The sequence below is a fragment of the Saonia flava genome (assembly GCF_011927795.1).
In the GTDB taxonomy this organism is placed as follows: Bacteria; Bacteroidota; Bacteroidia; order Flavobacteriales; family Flavobacteriaceae; genus Saonia; species Saonia flava.
Genome location: NZ_JAATJJ010000002.1, coordinates 798,976 through 821,488, shown reverse-complemented (window position 1 = coordinate 821,488; position 22,513 = coordinate 798,976). Strand labels below are relative to the sequence as shown.

At 35.9% G+C, this 22,513-nt stretch carries 25 protein-coding genes; 21 read left to right on the top strand and 4 right to left on the bottom strand.

Annotation, left to right across the window (positions count from 1 at the left end; all coding sequences use genetic code 11):
- Positions 1–9: 9 nt before the first annotated feature.
- The 20 genes from rplF to GGR42_RS15735 all read left to right on the top strand — a co-directional run bounded on the left by rplF (position 10) and on the right by GGR42_RS15735 (position 14,869).
- Positions 10–552 (top strand): 50S ribosomal protein L6, encoded by a 543-nt coding sequence (rplF, locus tag GGR42_RS15830; protein ID WP_167966086.1) that lies wholly within the window; start codon positions 10–12, stop codon positions 550–552.
- A gap of 10 nt (positions 553–562) precedes the next feature.
- The gene (gene rplR, locus GGR42_RS15825; RefSeq protein ID WP_167966082.1) at positions 563–919 is read left to right on the top strand and encodes a 50S ribosomal protein L18; all 357 of its coding nucleotides are present in this window, start codon (positions 563–565) and stop codon (positions 917–919) included.
- Between the two features lie 9 nt (positions 920–928).
- Complete coding sequence (gene rpsE / locus GGR42_RS15820) at positions 929–1,453, top strand: 30S ribosomal protein S5 (protein WP_167966079.1); 525 nt, start codon at positions 929–931, stop codon at positions 1,451–1,453.
- 6 nt (positions 1,454–1,459) lie between these two features.
- A complete protein-coding gene (rpmD, locus tag GGR42_RS15815) occupies positions 1,460–1,639 on the top strand; it encodes a 50S ribosomal protein L30 (RefSeq protein ID WP_167966077.1) in 180 nt (59 codons plus the stop codon).
- A gap of 14 nt (positions 1,640–1,653) precedes the next feature.
- A complete protein-coding gene (gene rplO / locus GGR42_RS15810; protein ID WP_167966075.1) occupies positions 1,654–2,106 on the top strand; it encodes a 50S ribosomal protein L15 in 453 nt (150 codons plus the stop codon).
- A 14-nt stretch (positions 2,107–2,120) separates the two neighbouring features.
- Positions 2,121–3,464, top strand: coding sequence for a preprotein translocase subunit SecY (gene secY / locus GGR42_RS15805; protein ID WP_167966072.1), 1,344 nt, complete (start codon positions 2,121–2,123; stop codon positions 3,462–3,464).
- 3 nt (positions 3,465–3,467) lie between these two features.
- Positions 3,468–3,683: a translation initiation factor IF-1 gene (infA, locus tag GGR42_RS15800; protein ID WP_011710675.1), complete on the top strand. Its 216-nt coding sequence runs from the start codon at positions 3,468–3,470 to the stop codon at positions 3,681–3,683.
- A gap of 1 nt (position 3,684) precedes the next feature.
- Positions 3,685–3,801 (top strand): type B 50S ribosomal protein L36, encoded by a 117-nt coding sequence (ykgO, locus tag GGR42_RS15795; RefSeq protein ID WP_013621733.1) that lies wholly within the window; start codon positions 3,685–3,687, stop codon positions 3,799–3,801.
- A 2-nt stretch (positions 3,802–3,803) separates the two neighbouring features.
- Entirely contained in the window at positions 3,804–4,178 is a 375-nt protein-coding gene (gene rpsM, locus GGR42_RS15790; RefSeq protein ID WP_167966070.1) for a 30S ribosomal protein S13, read from the top strand.
- 12 nt (positions 4,179–4,190) lie between these two features.
- Positions 4,191–4,583 carry a 30S ribosomal protein S11 gene (gene rpsK / locus GGR42_RS15785; RefSeq protein WP_167966068.1) on the top strand — a complete coding sequence of 131 codons (393 nt, stop codon included), beginning with the start codon at positions 4,191–4,193 and terminating at the stop codon, positions 4,581–4,583.
- Positions 4,584–4,679: 96 nt separating this feature from the next.
- Positions 4,680–5,285 (top strand): 30S ribosomal protein S4, encoded by a 606-nt coding sequence (gene rpsD, locus GGR42_RS15780; RefSeq protein WP_167966058.1) that lies wholly within the window; start codon positions 4,680–4,682, stop codon positions 5,283–5,285.
- 15 nt (positions 5,286–5,300) lie between these two features.
- Positions 5,301–6,293 (top strand): DNA-directed RNA polymerase subunit alpha, encoded by a 993-nt coding sequence (locus GGR42_RS15775; RefSeq protein ID WP_167966046.1) that lies wholly within the window; start codon positions 5,301–5,303, stop codon positions 6,291–6,293.
- Positions 6,294–6,352: 59 nt separating this feature from the next.
- Positions 6,353–6,853, top strand: coding sequence for a 50S ribosomal protein L17 (rplQ, locus tag GGR42_RS15770; RefSeq protein WP_167966044.1), 501 nt, complete (start codon positions 6,353–6,355; stop codon positions 6,851–6,853).
- A 96-nt stretch (positions 6,854–6,949) separates the two neighbouring features.
- Positions 6,950–8,062 carry a glutamine-hydrolyzing carbamoyl-phosphate synthase small subunit gene (carA, locus tag GGR42_RS15765; protein ID WP_167966042.1) on the top strand — a complete coding sequence of 371 codons (1,113 nt, stop codon included), beginning with the start codon at positions 6,950–6,952 and terminating at the stop codon, positions 8,060–8,062.
- A gap of 120 nt (positions 8,063–8,182) precedes the next feature.
- On the top strand, positions 8,183–9,475 hold the full coding sequence (eno, locus tag GGR42_RS15760) for a phosphopyruvate hydratase (RefSeq protein WP_167966032.1): 1,293 nt from the start codon (positions 8,183–8,185) through the stop codon (positions 9,473–9,475).
- A 114-nt stretch (positions 9,476–9,589) separates the two neighbouring features.
- Positions 9,590–11,131 (top strand): glycogen synthase, encoded by a 1,542-nt coding sequence (locus GGR42_RS15755; protein WP_167966029.1) that lies wholly within the window; start codon positions 9,590–9,592, stop codon positions 11,129–11,131.
- Between the two features lie 110 nt (positions 11,132–11,241).
- On the top strand, positions 11,242–12,525 hold the full coding sequence (locus GGR42_RS15750) for a citrate synthase (protein ID WP_167966027.1): 1,284 nt from the start codon (positions 11,242–11,244) through the stop codon (positions 12,523–12,525).
- Positions 12,526–12,612: 87 nt separating this feature from the next.
- A complete protein-coding gene (locus GGR42_RS15745) occupies positions 12,613–13,527 on the top strand; it encodes a dimethylarginine dimethylaminohydrolase family protein (RefSeq protein ID WP_167966016.1) in 915 nt (304 codons plus the stop codon).
- A gap of 1 nt (position 13,528) precedes the next feature.
- Positions 13,529–14,461 carry a citrulline utilization hydrolase CtlX gene (ctlX, locus tag GGR42_RS15740; protein ID WP_167966014.1) on the top strand — a complete coding sequence of 311 codons (933 nt, stop codon included), beginning with the start codon at positions 13,529–13,531 and terminating at the stop codon, positions 14,459–14,461.
- Positions 14,462–14,473: 12 nt separating this feature from the next.
- Positions 14,474–14,869: an ACT domain-containing protein gene (locus GGR42_RS15735; RefSeq protein ID WP_167966012.1), complete on the top strand. Its 396-nt coding sequence runs from the start codon at positions 14,474–14,476 to the stop codon at positions 14,867–14,869.
- Positions 14,870–14,909: 40 nt separating this feature from the next.
- Here GGR42_RS15735 and GGR42_RS15730 read toward each other — a convergent pair whose 3' ends face one another.
- A complete protein-coding gene (locus GGR42_RS15730) occupies positions 14,910–16,400 on the bottom strand; it encodes a BCCT family transporter (protein WP_167966010.1) in 1,491 nt (496 codons plus the stop codon).
- 124 nt (positions 16,401–16,524) lie between these two features.
- On the opposite strand from GGR42_RS15730, the gene argS reads away from it, so the two are divergent.
- Positions 16,525–18,312, top strand: coding sequence for an arginine--tRNA ligase (gene argS, locus GGR42_RS15725; protein WP_167966008.1), 1,788 nt, complete (start codon positions 16,525–16,527; stop codon positions 18,310–18,312).
- Here the strand turns inward: argS and GGR42_RS15720 are convergent, their stop codons facing one another.
- The 3 genes from GGR42_RS15720 to GGR42_RS15710 all read right to left on the bottom strand — a co-directional run bounded on the left by GGR42_RS15720 (position 18,313) and on the right by GGR42_RS15710 (position 22,423).
- On the bottom strand, positions 18,313–20,874 hold the full coding sequence (locus tag GGR42_RS15720; RefSeq protein ID WP_167966006.1) for a TonB-dependent receptor: 2,562 nt from the start codon (positions 20,872–20,874) through the stop codon (positions 18,313–18,315).
- Complete coding sequence (locus GGR42_RS15715) at positions 20,855–21,766, bottom strand: FecR family protein (protein WP_167966004.1); 912 nt, start codon at positions 21,764–21,766, stop codon at positions 20,855–20,857. Before GGR42_RS15715 ends, GGR42_RS15720 begins: the two co-directional genes overlap by 20 nt.
- A gap of 159 nt (positions 21,767–21,925) precedes the next feature.
- Positions 21,926–22,423 carry an RNA polymerase sigma factor gene (locus tag GGR42_RS15710; protein ID WP_167966431.1) on the bottom strand — a complete coding sequence of 166 codons (498 nt, stop codon included), beginning with the start codon at positions 22,421–22,423 and terminating at the stop codon, positions 21,926–21,928.
- Between the last annotated feature and the right edge of the window lie 90 nt (positions 22,424–22,513).

Below are 22,513 nucleotides of genomic sequence, written 5' to 3'. Positions count from 1 at the left end.
AGTTAAGAAATGTCTAGAATAGGTAATAATCCAGTAGCAATCCCAGAGGGTGTAAACGTTGATGTAAAAGACAATGTTGTAACCGTTAAAGGTAAATTAGGGGAGTTAACCCAAGAATTTTCTGGAGTGGCAATAAAGGTTGAAGATGGACAGATTTCTGTTGCGAGACCTTCAGATTCCAAAGAACATAAAGCGAAGCATGGTCTATATAGATCATTGGTGACCAATATGGTTGAAGGAGTTTCCAAAGGATGGACAAAGGAATTAGAATTGGTTGGTGTAGGATATAGGGCCAGCAATCAAGGTCAAAAATTAGAATTGGCACTTGGTTTTTCCCATAACATTGTAATTGATATTGCTCCAGAGGTTAAAGTGGAAACTACCTCTGAAAAAGGAAAGAATCCTACAGTTAAATTAACATCACACGATAAGCAATTGGTGGGACAAGTTGCTGCCAAGATTAGGTCTTATCGTAAGCCAGAACCTTATAAAGGAAAAGGTGTGAAGTTTGTAGGTGAACAATTAAGAAGAAAAGCAGGTAAATCAGCTTAATATTAGTAGTATGGCATTATCGAAGATAGAAAGAAGACAGAGAATAAGAAATAGGATTAGAAAAGTTTCCTTTGGAACGGCTGATAGGCCAAGACTATCTGTTTTTAGAAGTAATAAAGAGATTTATGTTCAATTAATAGATGATAATTCTGGAGCCACATTGGTATCAGCATCATCTAGGGATAAAGAACTTAGTTCTTTAAAAGGAACGAAAATAGAGATTGCCAATGCTGTTGGAAAGGCAATAGCTGAAAAGGCTAACAAAGCGGGTATTGAAACGGTTGCTTTTGATAGGGGCGGTAATCTTTACCATGGAAGAATAAAATCATTGGCTGAAGGAGCAAGGGAAGCAGGGCTTAAATTCTAAAATAAAAGTATGTACCAAAAATATAGAAACGTAGAAACTGTTAAACCTGGAGGTTTAGATTTGAAAGACCGTTTGGTTGGTGTTCAACGTGTTACCAAAGTAACAAAAGGGGGTAGAGCATTTGGTTTTTCTGCCATAGTTGTTGTAGGTGATGAAAATGGGGTTGTAGGACATGGATTGGGTAAATCCAAAGAAGTGGCAACGGCTATTGCTAAAGCTATTGAAGATGCCAAAAAGCATTTAATAAGAATACCTTTGAACAAAGGTACTTTACCTCATGAGCAAAAAGGAAAATTTGGTGGAGCTAGGGTATATGTTCAACCTGCATCACATGGTACAGGAGTAATAGCTGGTGGTGCTGTGAGAGCAGTATTGGAGGCTGTGGGAGTTCATGATGTATTGTCTAAATCTCAAGGCTCATCTAACCCTCACAATGTAGTAAAGGCTACTTTTGATGCTCTATTGCAATTAAGAGATGCTAAAACTGTAGCAAATCAAAGAGGTGTTTCTTTGGAAAAAGTTTTTAAAGGATAAGAGATTATGACAAAGATTAAAGTTAAACAGGTTAAGAGTGGAATTAAAAGACCTCAAAACCAAAAGAGAACATTGGAAGCTTTAGGTTTAAAAAAGATTGGTCAGGTCGTTGAGCATGACAATACACCTAGTATCCTTGGAATGATAGATAAAGTAAAACACTTAGTTTCTACGGAAGAGGCTTAAAATAATTTAGTGTAATGAATTTAAGTAATTTAAAACCAGCAGAAGGTTCTGTTAAAAAGGCGGGAAAGACAATCGGAAGAGGTCAAGGTTCTGGAAAAGGTGGTACAGCTACCAGAGGTCATAAAGGAGCTAAGTCTAGATCTGGATACTCTAAGAAAATTGGTTTTGAAGGTGGTCAAATGCCTTTGCAGAGACGTGTTCCTAAGTTTGGATTTACGAACATTAATAGAAAAGAGTACACAGGTATCAATTTAGATAAATTACAAGAATTGGTTGATAATGGAACTGTAAAAGATACTGTGACATTAGAGACTCTTGTTGAGAACAGATTGGCCGGTAAAAATGATTTGGTTAAGATTTTAGGAGGAGGAGAATTAAAAGCTTCTCTAAAAATATCTGTACATAAATTTACTGCAACTGCTAAATCAGCAATAGAGGCAGCAGGAGGAGAAGCAATAAGCTTATAAGCGTAACGTAGATTATGAAGAAATTTTTTGAGACAATATCCAATATTTGGAAGATAGATGAGCTTAAGGGTAGAATTTTAGTTACCCTTGGGTTGCTTTTGGTATACCGTTTTGGCGCACAGGTAGTACTTCCAGGTATAGACACTGCTCAATTGGGAGGTTTGTCCGATAGTACGGACCAGGGTATCTTGGGTATTCTTAATGCTTTCACTGGTGGAGCCTTTTCAAATGCTTCAGTTTTTGCATTAGGTATTATGCCTTATATCTCTGCATCCATTGTGGTTCAATTAATGGGTATTGCCATACCTTATCTTCAAAAATTGCAAAAAGAAGGGGAAAGTGGTAGAAAGACCATTAACCAGATAACAAGATGGTTAACTATTGGTATTTGTATTGTACAGGCTCCAGCTTATTTGTATAGTTTAAGTGCTTTGGGTGTTCCAGAGAGTGCTTTCTTGTTAGGTAAAGGATTAAACTTTATTGTTCCTTCGGTAATCATTTTGGTTACGGGGTGTGTATTTGCAATGTGGTTGGGAGAAAAAATTACCGACAAGGGTATTGGAAATGGTATTTCATTGTTGATTATGGTAGGTATTATAGCTACCATGCCTCAATCCTTTCTTCAAGAATTTGTTTCAAGAACATCCAACAATAATGGAGGGTTAATGTTTATCCTTATTGAAGTGATTATCTGGTTTGTTGTAATTCTATTAAGTGTTCTATTGGTTATGGCAACACGTCAGATACCAGTTCAATATGCGCGTAGAACTGCATCTGGAGGATATGAAAAAAATGTTATGGGGTCTAGACAATATATTCCATTAAAATTAAACGCTTCGGGTGTAATGCCAATTATCTTTGCGCAGGCAATTATGTTTGCTCCTGGATTGATAGGCAAAACATTTAATGATACTGCTTTTGGTCAATGGATGGAAGTTCAGTTTGCTGATATATTTGGTTTGGCATATAATATTTTATTTGCTTTATTAATTATCATCTTTACCTACTTCTATACGGCTATTACTGTGCCCACTAATAAAATGGCCGATGATTTAAAAAGAAGTGGTGGTTTTATTCCAGGTATTAGACCAGGAAAAGAAACAGGAGATTATCTAGACAAGATTATGTCATTGATTACATTACCAGGTTCAATTTTCTTGGCACTGTTGGCTGTTTTACCTGCAATAGTTGTTAAGTTGATGGATGTGCAGGCGGGATGGGCATTATTTTATGGAGGTACCTCCCTATTGATTATGGTGGGAGTGGCAATAGACACTGTACAACAAGTAAATTCTTATTTGTTGAACAGACATTATGATGGATTAATGAAATCTGGTAAAAACAGAAAAGTAGCTTAATTTATGGCAAAGCAAGCAGCAATAGAGCAAGACGGAACCATAATAGAGGCATTGTCCAATGCAATGTTCAGGGTAGAATTAGAGAACGGTCACGTAGTAACGGCCCATATATCTGGAAAGATGCGTATGCATTATATTAAATTACTTCCAGGTGACAAGGTTAAACTGGAAATGAGTCCTTATGACTTGACCAAAGCAAGAATTACATATAGATACTAAGATGAAAGTTAGAGCATCAATAAAGAAAAGAAGTGCCGAGTGCAAGATTGTGCGTAGAAAAGGCAGATTGTACGTAATTAATAAAAAGAATCCTAGATTTAAACAAAGACAAGGGTAATTATGGCAAGAATTGCAGGTGTAGATATACCAAAACAGAAAAGAGGCGTAATAGCCCTTACCTATATCTTTGGTATTGGTAAAAGTAGAGCTAAAGAGATTTTAGAAATAGCTCAAGTGAGTGAAGATACCAAAGTATCGGATTGGAACGATGATGAAATAGGTCGCATTCGTGATGCTGTTTCTTCCTTTACAATTGAAGGAGAATTGCGTTCTGAAACCCAATTGAACATCAAACGTCTTATGGACATTGGATGTTACAGGGGAATTCGTCATAGGTCTGGTTTGCCACTTAGAGGTCAAAGAACTAAGAACAACTCCAGGACTCGTAAAGGAAAAAGAAAAACTGTTGCTAACAAGAAAAAGGCAACTAAGTAATAAGTAAGGATTATGGCAAAGACAAGCGCAAAAGCAGCAAAGAAGCGTAAAGTTATTGTAGAGTCTGTTGGGGAAGCCCATGTAACAGCCTCTTTCAACAACATTATTATTTCTTTGACCAATAAAAAGGGAGATGTTATTTCTTGGTCATCAGCTGGAAAAATGGGTTTTAGAGGTTCTAAAAAGAACACACCTTATGCAGCCCAAGTTGCATCTGAAGACTGTGCTAAAGTAGCACATGAAGCAGGTTTAAGAAAAGTAAAGGTTTATGTTAAAGGCCCAGGTAATGGTAGGGAATCTGCAATACGTTCCATACACAATGCTGGAATAGAAGTAACAGAAATTATTGATGTTACTCCAATGCCACATAACGGGTGTAGACCTCCAAAAAGAAGAAGAGTTTAATCAATTTATATATTAATTTTCACGAAAGTGTAGTTACGATTATCGAAGGATAAGCCTTAATTCATAATCTCACTTTCAAATTTTTTTAAGAAGGAAATGGCAAGATACACAGGACCAAAAAGTAAAATTGCACGTAAGTTTGGAGAGGCAATTTTTGGAGACGATAAGTCTTTTGAAAAGAAAAGTTATCCTCCAGGACAACACGGACAAAACAGAAGAAGAGGAAAACAATCTGAATATTCTGTACAGTTAATGGAAAAACAAAAAGCCAAATATACCTATGGTATTTTGGAAAAACAATTTAGAAACATATTCGCCAAAGCAAAACGTAAAGAAGGTGTTACCGGTGAAATTTTGCTTCAATTGTGTGAATGTAGATTGGACAATGTAGTTTATAGAATGGGAGTTTCCCCTTCTAGAAGCGGAGCTAGACAATTGGTTTCCCATAGACACATTACAGTTAATGGTGAGGTTGTTGGAATCCCATCATATTCCTTAAAGCCAGGAGATGTCGTAGGTGTTAGGGAGAAGTCCAAATCTTTGCAAACAATACAAGATTCACTTGCTTCTAGTAGCAATGTATATGAGTGGATTACTTGGAACTCTGAGAAGAAGGAAGGAACGTTTGTTTCTGTGCCAGAAAGACTTCAGATACCAGAAAATATAAAGGAACAATTAATCGTCGAGTTATACTCTAAATAAACAACCTAATCCAATATGGCATTATTTAATTTTCAGAAACCCGATAAAGTAATAATGATAGATTCCTCAGATTTCGAAGGGAAGTTCGAATTTCGCCCTTTGGAACCTGGTTATGGACTTACTGTTGGGAACGCATTAAGAAGAGTATTGCTTTCAGCTTTGGAAGGTTTTGCTATTACTTCAGTTAGAATAGATAAAGTTGAGCATGAGTTTTCTGTAATCCCAGGAGTCGTAGAAGATGTTACCGAGATTATCCTAAACTTAAAACAAGTACGTTTTAAAAGACAGATAGACGATGTTGATGCAGAAGTGGTTTCTATTTCTGTTAGCGGAAAAGACCAATTGACTGCGGGTGATTTTCAAAAATTCATCTCTGGTTACCAAGTATTGAATCCAGATTTAGTAATCTGTAACATGGATTCTAAGGTGGCCATCAACATGGAAATAGTTATTGACAAAGGTAGAGGGTATGTTCCTGCAGAGGAAAATAAAAAATCCAATGCTGCATTGGGAACCATTGCTGTGGATTCTATTTTTACGCCTGTTAAGAATGTAAAATATAGCATAGAAAACTTTAGGGTTGAGCAAAAAACCGATTATGAAAAATTGGTTTTTGAAATAGTTACCGATGGCTCTATTCATCCAAAAGATGCTTTAACAGAAGCTGCAAAAGTTTTGATACATCACTTTATGTTGTTCTCTGATGAACGTATTACGCTTGAGGCCGATGAGATTGCACAAACTGAGACTTATGATGAGGAGTCATTACATATGAGGCAGTTGTTGAAAACTAAGTTGGTTGATATGGATCTTTCTGTTCGGGCATTGAACTGTTTAAAGGCTGCCGAAGTAGATACTTTGGGTGATTTAGTTTCTTTTAATAAGAACGATTTAATGAAATTCAGAAACTTTGGAAAGAAGTCATTGACCGAACTTGAAGAGTTAGTGATCAACAAGGGCTTAAGTTTTGGAATGGATTTATCAAAATATAAATTAGATAAGGATTAATTAATCATATTTTGCTCCTCGTTCTTACGGGTTTGGTAGCAAGATGATAATAAGTAAATATGAGACACGGTAAGAAAGTTAATCATTTAGGAAGAAAGACGGCGCATAGAAAAGCTATGCTTGCAAATATGGCCTGTTCTTTAATAGAGCATAAGAGAATCAATACTACAGTTGCAAAAGCTAAAGCTTTAAAACAGTTTGTTGAGCCTCTAATTACAAGGTCCAAGGCAGAAAATAATCAAACTGTAGAAAAGGGAACTCATAACAGACGTATTGTATTTAAGAGTCTTAGAGACAAATATGCTGTTACAGAATTATTCGGTGAAGTTGCTGAGAAAATTGGAGATAGACCAGGAGGCTATACAAGGATTATAAAGTTAGGAAATCGTTTGGGTGATAATGCCGATATGGCCATGATTGAGCTTGTGGATTTTAATGAACTCTATAATGCAGGAAAGCCTAAGAAGAAGACAACTAGGAGAAGCAGAAGAGGTGGTGGTGCCAAAAAGGAAGTTGCACCGGTGACTACTGAAAACAAAACTGATGATTCTGAGGAATAAGATGTTTATAACAACTTAATAATTGTAAAAGGATAGGCTTGAAAGCTTATCCTTTTTTTGTGTTTATTTGTGAAACGAAAATTTTGAAAAAAATATATGAAGTATCAATCTAAAAAGAAGGCACTGTTATTATTAGCTGATGGTACTATTTTTTATGGAAAAGCTGTCGGAGGAAAAGAGGGTACTGCCTACGGAGAAGTATGTTTTAATACTGGAATGACAGGCTATCAGGAAATTTTTACAGACCCATCTTATTTTGGCCAGTTAATGGTGACAACCAATGCCCATATTGGAAATTATGGAACAAATGGGGAGGAAATAGAATCTGATTCTGTTAAGATTTCGGGTTTAATCTGTAAAAATTTTAGTTACGAATATTCTAGACCTAATTCTGATGCAAGCTTATTGGATTTTTTAAATGACAACAATCTTTTTGCTATATCAGATGTAGATACAAGGGCTTTGGTAAGTTATATTAGAGATAACGGAGCAATGAATGCAGTAATTTCTACCGATGTTGATAACGTAGATTCATTAAAGGAAAAATTGGCAGTTGTGCCAAGTATGGAAGGTCTTGAATTGGCTTCTAAGGTTTCCACAACAAAACCTTATTTTTATGGAAACGAAAATGCGACCTATAAGATTTCTGCTTTAGATATAGGGATTAAGAAAAATATCCTTAGAAATCTGGCCAAAAGGGATGCGTATATAAAAGTATTTCCATACAATACCTCCTATGAAGAAATGAAAGAATGGAATCCAGATGGGTATTTTATATCAAATGGACCAGGAGATCCAGAGCCATTACATGACTCTATTTCTACAGCTAAAGATATCATAGCAAATGGCAAACCCCTTTTTGGCATTTGTTTGGGGCATCAAGTTATTGCATTGGCCAATGGGGTTTCTACCTATAAGATGTATAATGGACATAGGGGAATTAATCATCCAGTAATAAATTTGGAAACAGGAAAAGGGGAAATTACTTCTCAAAACCATGGATTTGCTATCAATCGAGAAGAGACTGAGGCGCACAAGGAATTGGAGATTACGCATACCCATTTAAACGATAACACTGTAGCGGGAATCAGAATGAAGAACAAAAATGTTTTTTCTGTTCAATATCACCCGGAAGCTAGTCCTGGCCCACATGATGCCGATTATCTTTTTGATGACTTTTTCAAAATGATAAAGGTTAGTTCCAATTAAAACGTTTTAGGTTAAATTATAGTTATTTTCAACACAATATTGCATTGTGCAGAAAAGCAATGACAATGCGCTTTTGTATCTTTGCAAAAATAAAATCAACACTAAAAAAATATAATAAATATGAGTATCATCATTAATGTTCATGCAAGACAAATTTTAGACTCACGTGGTAATCCTACGGTAGAAGTAGATGTAGTTACGGAAAATGGAATACTGGGTAGGGCTGCGGTTCCTTCGGGAGCTTCAACTGGTGAGCATGAGGCTGTAGAGCTTCGTGATGGTGGTAGCTCATTTATGGGAAAAGGTGTTAAAAAGGCTGTTGAAAATGTAAATGTTACTATTGCAGAGGAAGTGATAGGGATGTCGGTTTTTGAACAAAATTTGATTGACCAAACCATGATGGATTTGGATGGCACGCCGAACAAATCAAAATTAGGTGCTAATGCAATTTTAGGTGTTTCCTTGGCTGTTGCCAAAGCAGCGGCAAATGAGTTGGGAATGCCCTTGTATAGATATATTGGAGGAGTAAGTGCCAATACATTACCAGTGCCTATGATGAACATTATCAATGGCGGCTCGCACTCGGATGCTCCAATTGCTTTTCAAGAGTTTATGGTAATGCCAGTTAAGGCAAAGGATTTTTCACATGCTATGCAAATGGGAACGGAAATTTTCCATAACCTTAAAAAAGTGTTGCATGATAGAGGGTTAAGTACGGCAGTAGGTGATGAAGGTGGTTTTGCCCCTACTTTGGAAGGTGGTACCGAAGATGCTTTGGATACTATTGCGAAGGCTGTTGATAAGGCTGGGTATAAATTAGGTGATGATGTGATGATTGCCTTAGATTGTGCTTCTGCTGAATTTTTTGTGGATGGAAAATATGATTATACTAAGTTTGAAGGTGATAAAGGAAAAGTAAGAACCTCAGAAGAACAAGCTCAATACTTAGCTGATCTGTGCAACAAATACCCAATTATATCCATTGAAGATGGTATGGATGAAAATGACTGGGACGGATGGAAAATGTTAACAGATAAAGTTGGCGATAAAGTACAATTGGTTGGAGATGATTTATTTGTAACCAATGTTGAACGTTTGTCAAGAGGTATTGAAAATGGAATTGCTAATTCTATTCTAATAAAGGTAAACCAAATTGGAACATTAACAGAAACTATTGCAGCCGTAAATATGGCCAAGAATGCCGGGTATACTTCTGTAATGTCCCACCGTTCTGGTGAAACGGAGGATAACACTATTGCCGATTTGGCCGTGGCGTTGAATACTGGTCAGATTAAAACGGGTTCTGCTTCTAGATCAGACAGAATGGCAAAATATAATCAACTGTTGAGGATAGAGGAAGAACTGGGTAGTATGGCTTACTATCCCAAAGAGAAAGCATTCAAAATAAAATAACAAACTGTTGAAAAAATCCTTTTTAATTCTAAAAAGGATTTTTTTTTTGAAACTCCATCAAATTAATATTAATTTATTGATATATTGGCAATATAACCTTGTATCTAAATCTTCATGAATAACTTTCTTTTTGCTGCTGCAGAAAATGATGCCATTGCCAATTGTAAAGCTGGTGGTATGGGGGATGTAGTACGTGACGTTCCCCGAAAAATTTCGGAAAAAGGAGATAAGGTCCATGTTGTAGTTCCGTCTTATGGCAGGCTTCATAAAAATGGGATATTAAAAACCAACTTAAATTTTCAATTAAGAAACACAACATACATTGCTGAACTTTATGAAGTAGTTCCAAAAAAGGAATTCAAAAATATTCATCATTATGTTATTCATCATCCGGAGATTGAAGCAGGGGATATTGCCCATATATACCATAATGACCCTAAAGAACCTTTTTTTACAGATGCAATTAAATACTTCATTTTTTGCACGGCTGTTGCAGAAGCAATTAAAAAAGAGGCCTTTGGAAAACTTGATGTGGTTCATTTACATGATTGGCACTCTAGTTTATTGCTATATCTAAGACAATATCATGGCTTGTACACGTCCTTAAAAAAAACTCGGTTTGTTTACAGTATTCATAATTTGGCCATTCAGGGAATTCGCCCTTTTGAGAATAATTATTCATCCTTAAGAAATTGGTTTCCAGATATTCCTATAGATTATAAGGGTCTTATGGATTATAGGTATCAGGACTGTATTAATCTAATGGCCGTAGGAATTCGGTTGGCAGATGCCGTACATACCGTATCGCCTTCTTATAAAGAGGATGTGCTTTTACCGAGTAGACCTCCTGAGTTTATTGGAGGTGAAGGCTTAGAAGAGGATTTAAAAAAAGCAGATAATGAAGGTCGGCTCTTTGGTATTCTTAATGGATGTAATTATAAAAATATACGAGCGGCGGGCAGTGGTTTTATATATAGAAATACGGTAAAGGCGCTTTTTAGATGGTTGCAAGAGGAGTCTAAAAAATATAAGGCTGATTTCTTGGCGCATACTGGTGAAAAAGTAATGGAATACGTTGGGAATCGCCCTAAATTTATCGTATCGAGTGTGGCGAGGTTAACAGAGCAAAAATTTTACTTTTTTAAACGTTCGCCAGAGGCTTTTGTGGAAATATTAAAGAAATTGGAGAAAGTAGATGGCATTTTTATGCTCCTGGGCACTGGAGCTCCAGACTATGAAGAGCTTTTTAGGGATTTTAGTTATAACTATAAAAATTTCATTTTCACCAATGGACAATCAGAAGATTTAATTGATTCAATTTACCTGGAATCAGATTTATATTTTATGCCCAGTCTTTTTGAGCCATGTGGAATAAGCCAAATGCTGTCAATGAGAAATGGTAATCCATGTTTAGTGCACCATACGGGAGGATTGAAGGATACGGTTGAGCATATGAAAACGGGTTTTAGTTTTGACGGTGAAACATATGATGATAAGATTAGGAATATGCTCAAAAGTTTTGATATTGCATTGGATGTTTTTCAGAATGATAAAACCACTTGGAAAAAAATTAAATCCAATGCAAAAAAAATGAAGTTTACCTGGGAGAAGTCAGTAGATCTATACTATGATAAGCTTTATTTGTTAAAATATTAAAAGATTGTCCAAAACAAATAAATTATTTGCATTAAGGGGATATCAAATTGTTAAGATGGTGTCTTTTTCGTAAATTTACTTCCTTATTTTTAAAACACTAAAAAGCATCAATGTCAGATAAAGCTATATTAGAATTTCAAGGCAAAAAATATGAGTTTCCAGTTATTAAAGGAACAGAAGATGAGGTTGCAATTGATATCAAAACATTAAGGGGCACAGCCAATATTATAACAATAGATCCCGGCTATAAAAATACTGGGTCATGTGAAAGCGCCATTACTTTTTTGGATGGTGAGAAAGGAGTATTGAGATATAGGGGGTATTCCATCGAGGAACTAGCAGAAAAAGCGGATTTTTTGGAAGTGGCCTATTTGTTAATTTTTGGAGAATTGCCAGATAAGGCAAAACTTAAAAAATTCCACAACGATATTAAAGCCGAATCCCATGTGGATGAAGAGATGAAGAAAATTTTGGATGGTTTTCCAAAATCTGCACACCCTATGGGTGTTTTGTCTTCATTGACAAGTGCTTTAATTGCTTTTAATCCGTCAACAGTAGATGTTTCATCGGAGAACGATATGTATCATGCTATTGTTAGATTATTGGCAAAATTTCCTGTTTTGGTAGCTTGGGCCTTGAGAAAGAAAAAGGGACTGCCATTAGATTACGGAGATGACACATTGGGCTATGTGGAGAACATACATAAAATGATGTTCAAGAGACCCAACCAGGCATACAAAACCAATAAAGTGGTAATTGACGCCTTGGATCAGTTATTAATTTTGCATGCAGACCACGAACAGAATTGTTCCACTTCAACAGTTCGTATAGTTGGATCCTCCCATGCGGGTCTTTTTGCTTCCATTTCGGCTGGTATTTCTGCATTGTGGGGCCCTCTTCATGGTGGCGCCAACCAAGCGGTACTGGAAATGTTGGAAGCCATTGAAGCAGATGGTGGTGACACTAAAAAGTATATGGCCAAAGCAAAAGATAAAAGTGATCCATTTAGATTAATGGGTTTTGGACATAGAGTGTATAAAAACTTTGATCCAAGGGCAAAAATCATTAAGAAAGCTGCAGATGAGGTTTTAGCTGATTTGGGTATAGATGACCCTATTCTTGCTATAGCAAAAGGATTGGAAAAAGAGGCTTTGGAAGATGAATACTTTGTAAAGCGCAAATTGTATCCCAATGTGGATTTCTATTCGGGTATTATTTATAGGGCCTTGGGCATTCCTACAGAAATGTTTACAGTAATGTTTGCTTTGGGAAGATTGCCAGGGTGGATTGCCCAATGGAGAGAAATGCGCTTGAGAGGAGAACCAATAGGTCGTCCAAGACAAATCTATATTGGTGAAAAGGCTAGACCTTTTGTTGAATTGGATATAAGATAAACCATAGACATAAAAATTTTAAGATTGCCCTTTCTGTTCTATACGGTAAAGGGCAATTTTATTTCTAAATTTGACCAAAATTAATATATGCTCCATTTAAAAATAAATGATGAAACATCAACCCTTAAGGCAGTAGTCCTAGGTATAGCGGAAAGTTGCGGCCCAATACCAAAGGTAGAGGAGGCCTACGATCCTAAATCGGTTGAACATATCTTAGCTGGCACTTATCCAAAGGAAGAGGATATGATTAAAGAAATGGATGCTTTTGCAGCGGTTTTGGAAAAATATAATGTTCAGGTAATTAGGCCAGAAATCCTTAAAGATTGCAACCAAATATTTTCTCGCGATATTGCTTTTGTGATCGAAGACAAAATTATCCATGCCAATATTTTGCCCCATAGAGAAGCAGAGTTTGAAGCAATCTTACATGTATTGGATAGAATTGCTCCTGAAAAAAATATACGACCACCAGATGAGGTGCATATTGAGGGTGGTGATGTAATGCCATGGAACGATTATATTTTTATTGGGACATATACAGGCAGTGACTATGCCGATTATATTACAGCAAGAACCAATAAAGAAGCAGTGGAGTTTATGGCCGCTGAATTTCCACACAAGAAGGTAAAATCTTTTGAACTTAGAAAATCCAACACCAATGCAATGGAAAATGCATTGCATTTGGATTGTTGTTTTCAGCCCGTGGGAAGAAATAAGGCCATTCTACACAAAAATGGATTTTTAATTGAGGAAGAATATCAATGGTTGGTTGATTTTTTTGGAAAAGAGAACATTTTTGAAATCACAAAAGAAGAGATGTATAATATGAACAGCAATATTTTCTCTATTTCTCCGGAGGTGGTAGTCTCTGAGCAGAATTTTACCAGATTAAATTCATGGCTACGAACGCAAGGTTTTACTGTGGAGGAAATTCCTTATGCAGAAATTGCAAAACAGGAAGGATTGTTGCGTTGCAGTACATTACCATTAATTCGTGAATAAAATGAAGCAAATCACCAATACGATTTTAATGATTCGTCCTATCGGTTTTAGAATGAACGAACAGACAGCTGTAAATAATTATTTTCAGGAAGACCTTAATCTTAAAAACGTTGATATTAATAAGAAAGCCCAGGACGAGTTTGATGGTTTTGTTTCTACTTTAAGGGGAAAGGGAGTAAATGTGATAGTCGTAGAGGATATCATGGAATCTGATACCCCGGACTCTATTTTTCCTAACAATTGGGTGTCTTTTCATGCCGATGGGACGATAGGTTTGTATCCTATGTTTGCCGAAAATAGAAGAAAGGAAAGACGCGAGGATATTTTGAATTTATTGGAGACAAAAGGCTTTATTATAGAGCAAGTTGTGGATTATACTTCTGCCGAGAAAAAAGAGTTTTTTTTGGAGGGTACAGGCAGTATTGCATTGGATAGGGTGAACAAAAAAGCCTATTGTGCCATATCGCCAAGAGCAGACGAAGAGTTGTTTATTGAGTTCTGTGAAGATTTTGACTACGCACCAATAATTTTCAACGCCTATCAATCAGTGGAAAATAAACGCGTTCCAATATACCATACCAATGTGATGATGTGTTTGGCCGAAGATTTTGCTGTAATTTGTTTGGACACAATTGATGATAAGAAAGAGAAGAAAAATGTGTCCCGTCATTTGAAAGAAAGTGGAAAAGAAATTATTACCATTACGGAAGAACAGATGCATCAATTTGCAGGAAATATGCTTCAGGTTTTGGGAAAAGGTGATGAAAAATTTTTGGTAATGAGTTCTTCAGCATATAAAAGTTTAACCTCAATCCAGCTAAGTACTATTAAAAAGTATTGTGATATTATACATAGCCCCTTGGATACTATTGAAACTTGTGGTGGTGGAAGTGCCCGATGTATGATGGCCGAAGTTTTCTTGCCTAAAGAATAAAGCGCACCTATAATGAGTGGAGAGAAAAATCTTGAAAAATTGGTTAAGGAAATGAAACCTGAACTAAATGCAGGTACCTATGTTTTTGTTTCTGTAGCAACCACTGTGGGTATTGAAAGAAAGTATATCCTATGTCAATTCAATGAAAAGGAAGGAATTACTCTTGTTTTGGAACAAAAACACGCTGACACCTATAAATTGAGCTACGATTATGTTGCCTCTTGGATTAGGTTGAATGTGCACTCTTCGTTAGATGCGGTAGGACTTACGGCTCTCTTCTCTTCTGAATTGGCAAAACATGAAATTAGCTGTAATGTAATTTCAGGTTATTATCATGATCATATTTTTGTAAATAACAAAGATGGACAAAAGGCAATAAATGTTTTATTAGAATTAACTAAGAAGTAACCAACTCATACCAATGTAAAGCCAAGACTTTCAACTTTGCTCAAGATAGGCTCCGATAATTTTTCAATATATTCTTAAAAAAAACAAAAGTCATTACGACCATAAAAAACGCAAAGGGTAGTGAGGTTATAATCAGTAATTTTTGAACAGCCACAAGAATATCTATATCGGGTTTGGCATTCCCCAAGAGCAGTAGGGAAATAGTAGCCAAAAGAATAAAGACCGACCAGATTAAACGGTGTTTCTTTTTAGGGTTCTTTTTGCCTTTGTCCGTGAACATACTTAATACAAATACAGCAGAATCTACTGAGGTGACTAAAAAACCGATTAGTAATACTAACGTAATACTATTTAGTACGGTGGCCATAGGGTAGTGTTCAAAAAAGACGAAAATAGAGGAGAAAACATTTCCAAATTCGTTGTTGTAGGTTCCCCAATCATTAATCAACTGAAAAGCTGAGGTGCCAAAAACCGAAAACCAAAAGAAAGTCCCTAAAGAGGGAATAATAAGTACTCCCAAAAGTAATTGGCGCAAAGTTCTTCCTTTAGAGATTCTTGCAATGAAGATTCCTGTAAAAGGTGCCCATGCCAGCCAAAAAGCCCAATAATAAAAGGTCCAGTCGGTAAGAAAGTCTATTCCTGGATTGTAACTGCCAAGAGCCAGACTCATAGGAATAAAATCAATTAAATAATGATAGATAGTCTTTACAAAAGAAACTAGAATAGCTCTTATATCACTTGTAAAAAAAATGAACAACAGTAGGAGGAGTGTAATAATAATGTTGAGTTTGGAAAGTTGTTTTATTCCTTTATTGACACCTTTCCAAGCTGAAATGAAAGCTAGGGTAGAAACTAAAAAGGCCAAAATAATGTTGGTTTCTATTCCCATATTAGCCGAAAACACATGATTAAGCCCCCCATTTATTTGGGCCGTTCCCAATCCTATGGCAGCAATGAGCCCAAAAACGGTGGTAATAATGGTCATGATGTCGATTCCCATTCTTGCCGGCTTATTATATATATTATCTTCAATTGTGGCACTCACTTTTACCTTTTTCTTTTGAACAAAAAGTGCGTAGCCTACTACCATGGCAAAAAGGCCATAGAATGCCCAAGCAGTAAACCCCCATTGGTAAAAAGTATATTCAAGAGCCAATGTTTCTGCGGGCAAATTAGAGGAATAGGGAGGGTTCTGTTGCATAAAAATAGGTTCTTGTACCGCTCGCAGTAATATTCCAGCTCCCATTCCCGCACTGTAGAGCATAGCTATCCATGCCCAAAGAGAATGTTCAGGTTTTTGGCTTCTCTTTCCTAATTTTAATTTTCCTAATGGTGAAAATGCAATTCCCAAAAGCAATAAAACACAACCAAGGCCTAAATACAAGTAGAAATGCCCAAAGTGATTGCGAACCCAAATAGAGGTTAGTTCTATGGTATTATAGCTTTCTTCTGTCCAAATAAAGACAAATAAAGAACATAGAAATAGTATTGAAATAGATAAAGAGAGGAGAAGATTTTTTTTTGCAAACAAGAGGAAGAATTATATGTGTAAGCTTTAAAGTTAGCCAAATTTTAAAACCTTAAGAAGCGTTTTGTTCCTTTTAGGGTATTAGCTTAAAATTTCCGTAATTTTGCGGCCTTATATGTCCAAATTAATGAATGTTCAAGAAGTACTTATAGCCAAAGTAAAGGAAGCCGTTAATTCCATTTTCAATGTAGAGCTTCCATCCGTGGAGTTTCAACCTACGCGTAAAGATTTTGAAGGTGATATTACTGCAGTAATATTTCCAATGCTCAGATTTGTAAAGGGCAATCCTGAATTAATTGGCAAACAAATAGGCGAATTTTTACAAGAAAATGTAAAGGAAGTTACCAGCTATAATGTGGTAAAGGGCTTTTTAAACATTGTCATTAGTGATGCTTTTTATTTGGACTTTTTTAGTGTAGTAAGTAGCAAGGTAGACTTCGGTTTTGTAAAAACAAGCAATGCTGGTGCAGTGATGGTGGAGTATTCATCACCTAATACTAATAAACCTTTGCATTTAGGCCATATTAGGAACAACTTATTGGGATATTCTGTTGCCGAAATTTTAAAGGCTTCCGGTAAAAAAGTATACAAAACCCAGATTATAAATGATAGGGGAATCCACATATGTAAAAGTATGTTGGCTTGGCAGAAGTTTGGAAATGGTGAAACCCCTGAAAATACAGACTTAAAAGGGGATAAGCTTGTAGGGAATTACTATGTGGCTTTTGACAAAGCTTATAAAGCTGAAATTGCTCAATTGGTTGCTAGGGGTAAAGAACAAAAGGAGGCAGAGAAAGAAGCACCTTTGTTATTAGAAGCTCAAGAAATGCTTCGTAAATGGGAAGCTGGTGATGAAGAGGTTGTAGCTCTTTGGAAAACCATGAATGGCTGGGTTTATAAAGGTTTTGAAGAAACCTATAAAAACTTGGGAGTAGATTTTGATAAACTTTATTATGAAAGCGACACTTATTTATTAGGGAAGGATGTAGTTGCAGACGGACTTAAAAAAGGTGTTTTTTATAAAAAAGAGGATGGTAGTGTTTGGATAGACCTTACCGACGAAGGGTTGGATGAGAAAATAGTGTTGCGTTCCGACGGGACCGCTGTATACATGACTCAAGATATTGGTACTGCTATACAGCGTGTAAAGGATTATCCTGATGTAAATGGAATGGTCTACACCGTTGGGAACGAACAGGATTATCATTTTAAGGTATTGTTTTTGATTCTTAAAAAACTTGGTTTTTCATGGGCCGAACAATTACATCATTTAAGCTATGGAATGGTGGATTTGCCAAGTGGCAAAATGAAAAGTAGGGAAGGCACTGTTGTAGATGCAGATGATTTAATGGTGGATATGACCCAAACTGCCAAGGAGATATCAGAGGAATTGGGCAAATTGGACGAATACTCCAATGAAGAGAAGCACGAGTTGTATAAAATGATTGGTTTGGGTGCCCTTAAGTATTTTATTTTAAAGGTAGACCCTAAAAAACGTATTTTGTTTGACCCAAAAGAATCAGTTGATTTTCAAGGGAATACAGGACCTTTTATTCAATATACCTATGCTAGGATTCAGTCTATATTGAGAAAAGCTGAAAGCACCAATGTTGTCACTTCGAGCGGAGTCGAGAAGTCTCTATCACTTCACCCTAAAGAAAAAGAACTGCTAAAGCAAATACAGCTGTTCCCAGAAACCATTCAATTGGCGGCGGAAAATTATAGTCCGGCCTTGATTGCCAATTACACGTACGATTTGGTAAAGGAATTTAATTCGTTCTATCAACAGGTATCCATATTGGGAGAAACGGATGAAGATAAGAAAATTCTGAGAGTACAACTTTCTAGGAAAGTAGGAGAGGTTATACAATCTGCTTTTAAACTATTGGGGATTAATGTACCGGAGAGGATGTAGTTAAAACTTAACTCTAAAGCTTATATTTGGCGTTATGCCCAGAGAAGCGCTTTCAACAGTTTCTACTTGATCATCTTCATTAAGTCTATAATAAATGTTCAAAATATTTTTTCTGTTTAAAATATTAATAACAGAAGCACCTATCGTTGCCTTTACTTTATCACCCATTCTAAAGTTATAAGTAGAAGACGCGTCAGCTCTAATATAACTGGGCAGCCTATTGCTATTGGGTTCTTTATAATTAATGGTACTTGGGAAAGTAGAGGTATTTATAGCCTCATTTCCATCCAGTGGCTCTGTAAACGGTTTTCCGCTTCTATAGTTAAGTCCAACTCCCAATTTTAAACCTTTTAACGTATAAATCCCGGCAAAAGTGATATGATGGCGAATGTCTAAATTATTAGGAAATCTATTGGGGGTTATATCTTCAAAAGTATAATTGTTTACATTGTAAGTGTAGCTTAGCCACGTGCTGTAATGGGCTGTTTTTTTATTGATTAGAAACTCGGCGCCCACAACATCGTACTTTCCTATTTCACCATTAAACTGATTTTCGTTTTGAAAGCCTTGTGTGATGGTGCTTACACCATTTACTGTTTTGTAGAATCCCTCTATTCCTATGTACAAGTTTTGTTTGTCATAATTAAGGCCTACGGAAGCCTGTTTGCTTTTAGTGATTGGGATGGAGTCATTGTCAGATAATATCCATCTTCGTTTTTCTATTCCCAAAAAATTTTGCTCCAAATCTATTTTTTGGTTGGTCGTTTGGTTTTTAAATTCACCTTGAATTTCAGTTTTAATGTGTTCTGAAAGTGAGTAACTAATATTTAATCTAGGTTCTGGAATAACTTTCTTAAAAGTGTTGAGGTTTTCAATATAATTGATTCGGGCACCTCCTCTTACCTTTAGTTTTTCGTTTAAAGATGTAAAATTTAACTCAGAATATAGGGAATGGGTGTGTATTACACTTTTACTGTCCTTAAAATATGGGGGTAGGGTAACGTCTGCTGAATTGGTAATACCAACTTCATTAAATTGATATCCATTGAGCCATTGCAATTGGTCTGAAAAAATATAGCTGGTGTTTAACTTTATTGCTCTTTCGTAAACCTCATTTCTTTGAAAAAGTTGCTGGACCTGATTTTCCAGGACGTTCTTGGCATCTAGATTGTAACGTGTATAATAAGCATTGAAATAAGATGAAAAATTCCTTGTCCATTGACTTTCCAAACTTCCACCAAAGGAGATGTTGGTCTGGTTTAAGGTACTTTGTGTGGTGTTGTCGTCTTCAATGGTTTCCAGATAATTTAAATGGTTGTTGATATTGATAAAACTCAATCTCACTTTTTGATATTCATTAATGTCATACAATACTTTAGCAGTAAAATCATAGAAATAAAAATCTTCTTCTCTTAGTATGTCTCTTTCTGCTGATGGATTATTTCCATTCTTTACTTCGCTATCTTGAAAGGCCTTGTCAAAAAACCTATTATAGGTTGGTGTGTTTAAAAAATCCGTAGTGGAACGCCTAGCGGAAAATTGAAAAGCCAAATCTTTTGTCAAAGGAACTTGCCCATAAATGTCTCCACTAATTAAATTAAAACCTGCTCCGCCAAAAAAATAATCTTTTAGCTCATTCTTGGTTTCCATACTTATAACACTACTTATACCATCTCCGTATTCAGCACTTGTGCCATTTTTTATGATGGTGACTTTATCTGTTAGGTAAGGATTAAAAGCGGAGATTAAACCAAAGAAGTGCCCAGATTGATACATTTTTATACCATCCCATAAAATTAGATTTTGGTCATTGGTGCCACCACGTACATTAATGTCCGATACAGTTTCATCAATACTTTTAATTCCTGGCAATGCTTGTATGGTTTGTAAAACATCCGGCTCAATTAGCCCAGGAAGTATTCCCAGATCTTCTGTGTTTATTTGTATACTGGCATCAGCTTGTTTGGATAGTCCTGTGGTTAAAAACTCATAAAGGATAACTTCATCCAAAACTTCATAATTTAAACCTAATGGAATGGTGGAACAAGGGTTTTTACCGGTTAGCTCTCCAGCGTTAATATATTTTGTTCTATATCCTAAGTGACGAATTCGGATGGTGGCATCTTTTGGAATGTTTTCCAATAAAAAATTGCCATCAAAATCAGTTAGTATGGCTATGTCACTGTTTAGGACCTCTACAGTTGCTCCGCTGGATAAAACCTTTTTATAATTATCCACCACATTACCACATATGGTAATGGTATTATCTTTAAAAAGTGAATAATAGCGCTCATTTATTTTTTGAACCTTAAGTTGAGTTTGATTTTGAATGTCATTCAAAATTTCCTCAAGGATTTCACTTTTGGATTGCGAGATGGTTAACGGTTGAATATCGTTGTCAACAAAGGAAAACTTAACATCAAATTCCTTTTCAAGTTCTTGTAGATAAGAGGCAAGGTTTACAGATGCAGTAGTTGTCTCCTGTGCCCTACCAAAGAATAGGGTAAGGAGGAAAAGCAAACAAAAAATATAACGTATGTAATTACTTTGCGTCTTCCGCATAGAAGAGTACTTTATTCCCCTCTAATTTAAACTTTATTTGAGAGGGAACACTAATACTTTCTAACGCTAATTTTGCGTCTGTGTTGCTAAAAGTGCCTGTAAATAATTTATTTTTATCAATGTTCCTTGTTTCAACCCTTATGTTGTGCTGTCTTTCAAATTCGGCCAATACATAGTGCAATGGCGTACTTTTAAAAGAACTTTCTTTGTTGATCCATGAAGGTTGTGCATTTTTTTGTACTTCGGTATTTGTTATTTTACCATTGATGGCCATAAATGAACTACCTGCCGGTACTTTTGTTTCTTTTCCTTTATAGGTCACGCTAACCAAACCTTCATAACAAGAAACTTCAAAATAACCTTTTCTGTTCTCTACATTAAATTGAGTTCCCAATACTGCAACTAATCCATCTTCTGTGGCAACTGTGAAACGTTCACCTTTTGCCACTTTAAAAAATGCTTCACCTTCCAATGAAACACTACGTTTTTCGTCCCATTTCTTTTCATTATAAGAAATTTTGGAGTCTGCATTAAGGGCAACTTCTGAGTTGTCCGGTAAAATAACCTGAGTATTTTCCGCATACTGTGTAGCAATACTTTCATTAAGAGAGCTAAGATAAATATAGGAGCCAACTGCAATGACTGCGATAGCCGCAGCAATTCTCATGAGCTTTCTCATTGGATTCAACTGAACAACTTTAACTTCCTTGTCTAAGTTGTTGGTCTTGAAGTTGGTCAAGGCTCTTTCAATATTGAATTCTGGAGCTTCCATAGTTTTGGAAACTTCAGCTATTTTCTGGTAAGAAGTATACTCGGCGGACTTTTTAAAATCCTCGAGCTCCTTTCCAGAGAGTTCATTGTTGAGCCATTTTGCTAAATAATTTTCTTGCATGATTTCTATGCTTTATATCTTAATAACAATTCAAAAAGTAAAAACCCTACTTCTTTTTTTAAATTGATTTATATATCAAGGTGGAGAACATAATTTTCTAATTCAGAAAAATCTTCTCCTTATTCTCTTTAATAGAGATAAGCTGTGTTAAATATATCATTATATACCGTCTATATGTTCCCTCAAGCTTTTTAAAGCCAAATGCATTCTCTTTTCTATTGCCTTAACACTTACACCTTCCATTTCTGCTATCTCGGCATATTTTTTCCCATCAATTCTATTTAGTAAAAAAGTGGTTCGTTGGTTTTCGGGCAAACTGTTCAGTGCCTTATCCAGCTTTTCCTTGAACTCTTGTTCTTCCAATATAAATTCTGGGGATTCATTGGTACGGTCGTTGGAGGTATCTGCATACTTCATCCGTACTTTTTCAGCCTTCAATACATTAAGGTATAAATTGTTGGCAACGGTATAAACATAGGATTTTGCTTTGTCTGGAGTTACCTTGGTACAGTTTTCCCAAAGTTTTACAAAAGCTTCTTGTACGGCGTCATAAGCTTTTTCTTCATTGCCAAATTTATAATATATATAGTTGAAAACCGTTTTGGAATTGGTCTCAAAGAGAGAGCTAAACACCTTCTCTTCACATACGTTGTCCATATTTGTACTCTTCACAGGGGTTGGTTTCTTCAAAGATATTTTAAAAAAAATTAAAAAAGAGGGTAGGGTTTTTTAAAAGTTGGTTGTTTT

What these genes read in the sequence shown, in the direction of transcription:
- rpsE (WP_167966079.1), top strand. Translation starts at nt 929, where the DNA reads ATGTACCAAAAATATAGAAACGTAGAAACTGTTAAACCTGGAGGTTTA.
- rplF (WP_167966086.1), top strand. Translation starts at nt 10, where the DNA reads ATGTCTAGAATAGGTAATAATCCAGTAGCAATCCCAGAGGGTGTAAAC.
- infA (WP_011710675.1), top strand. Translation starts at nt 3,468, where the DNA reads ATGGCAAAGCAAGCAGCAATAGAGCAAGACGGAACCATAATAGAGGCA.
- rplO (WP_167966075.1), top strand. Translation starts at nt 1,654, where the DNA reads ATGAATTTAAGTAATTTAAAACCAGCAGAAGGTTCTGTTAAAAAGGCG.
- GGR42_RS15715 (WP_167966004.1), bottom strand. Translation starts at nt 21,766, where the DNA reads ATGCAAGAAAATTATTTAGCAAAATGGCTCAACAATGAACTCTCTGGA.
- rplQ (WP_167966044.1), top strand. Translation starts at nt 6,353, where the DNA reads ATGAGACACGGTAAGAAAGTTAATCATTTAGGAAGAAAGACGGCGCAT.
- rpsK (WP_167966068.1), top strand. Translation starts at nt 4,191, where the DNA reads ATGGCAAAGACAAGCGCAAAAGCAGCAAAGAAGCGTAAAGTTATTGTA.
- rplR (WP_167966082.1), top strand. Translation starts at nt 563, where the DNA reads ATGGCATTATCGAAGATAGAAAGAAGACAGAGAATAAGAAATAGGATT.
- GGR42_RS15775 (WP_167966046.1), top strand. Translation starts at nt 5,301, where the DNA reads ATGGCATTATTTAATTTTCAGAAACCCGATAAAGTAATAATGATAGAT.
- GGR42_RS15755 (WP_167966029.1), top strand. Translation starts at nt 9,590, where the DNA reads ATGAATAACTTTCTTTTTGCTGCTGCAGAAAATGATGCCATTGCCAAT.
- carA (WP_167966042.1), top strand. Translation starts at nt 6,950, where the DNA reads ATGAAGTATCAATCTAAAAAGAAGGCACTGTTATTATTAGCTGATGGT.
- GGR42_RS15745 (WP_167966016.1), top strand. Translation starts at nt 12,613, where the DNA reads ATGCTCCATTTAAAAATAAATGATGAAACATCAACCCTTAAGGCAGTA.
- ykgO (WP_013621733.1), top strand. Translation starts at nt 3,685, where the DNA reads ATGAAAGTTAGAGCATCAATAAAGAAAAGAAGTGCCGAGTGCAAGATT.
- GGR42_RS15735 (WP_167966012.1), top strand. Translation starts at nt 14,474, where the DNA reads ATGAGTGGAGAGAAAAATCTTGAAAAATTGGTTAAGGAAATGAAACCT.
- eno (WP_167966032.1), top strand. Translation starts at nt 8,183, where the DNA reads ATGAGTATCATCATTAATGTTCATGCAAGACAAATTTTAGACTCACGT.
- GGR42_RS15720 (WP_167966006.1), bottom strand. Translation starts at nt 20,874, where the DNA reads ATGCGGAAGACGCAAAGTAATTACATACGTTATATTTTTTGTTTGCTT.
- GGR42_RS15710 (WP_167966431.1), bottom strand. Translation starts at nt 22,423, where the DNA reads ATGGACAACGTATGTGAAGAGAAGGTGTTTAGCTCTCTCTTTGAGACC.
- GGR42_RS15750 (WP_167966027.1), top strand. Translation starts at nt 11,242, where the DNA reads ATGTCAGATAAAGCTATATTAGAATTTCAAGGCAAAAAATATGAGTTT.
- secY (WP_167966072.1), top strand. Translation starts at nt 2,121, where the DNA reads ATGAAGAAATTTTTTGAGACAATATCCAATATTTGGAAGATAGATGAG.
- rpmD (WP_167966077.1), top strand. Translation starts at nt 1,460, where the DNA reads ATGACAAAGATTAAAGTTAAACAGGTTAAGAGTGGAATTAAAAGACCT.
- argS (WP_167966008.1), top strand. Translation starts at nt 16,525, where the DNA reads ATGAATGTTCAAGAAGTACTTATAGCCAAAGTAAAGGAAGCCGTTAAT.
- rpsD (WP_167966058.1), top strand. Translation starts at nt 4,680, where the DNA reads ATGGCAAGATACACAGGACCAAAAAGTAAAATTGCACGTAAGTTTGGA.
- rpsM (WP_167966070.1), top strand. Translation starts at nt 3,804, where the DNA reads ATGGCAAGAATTGCAGGTGTAGATATACCAAAACAGAAAAGAGGCGTA.
- ctlX (WP_167966014.1), top strand. Translation starts at nt 13,529, where the DNA reads ATGAAGCAAATCACCAATACGATTTTAATGATTCGTCCTATCGGTTTT.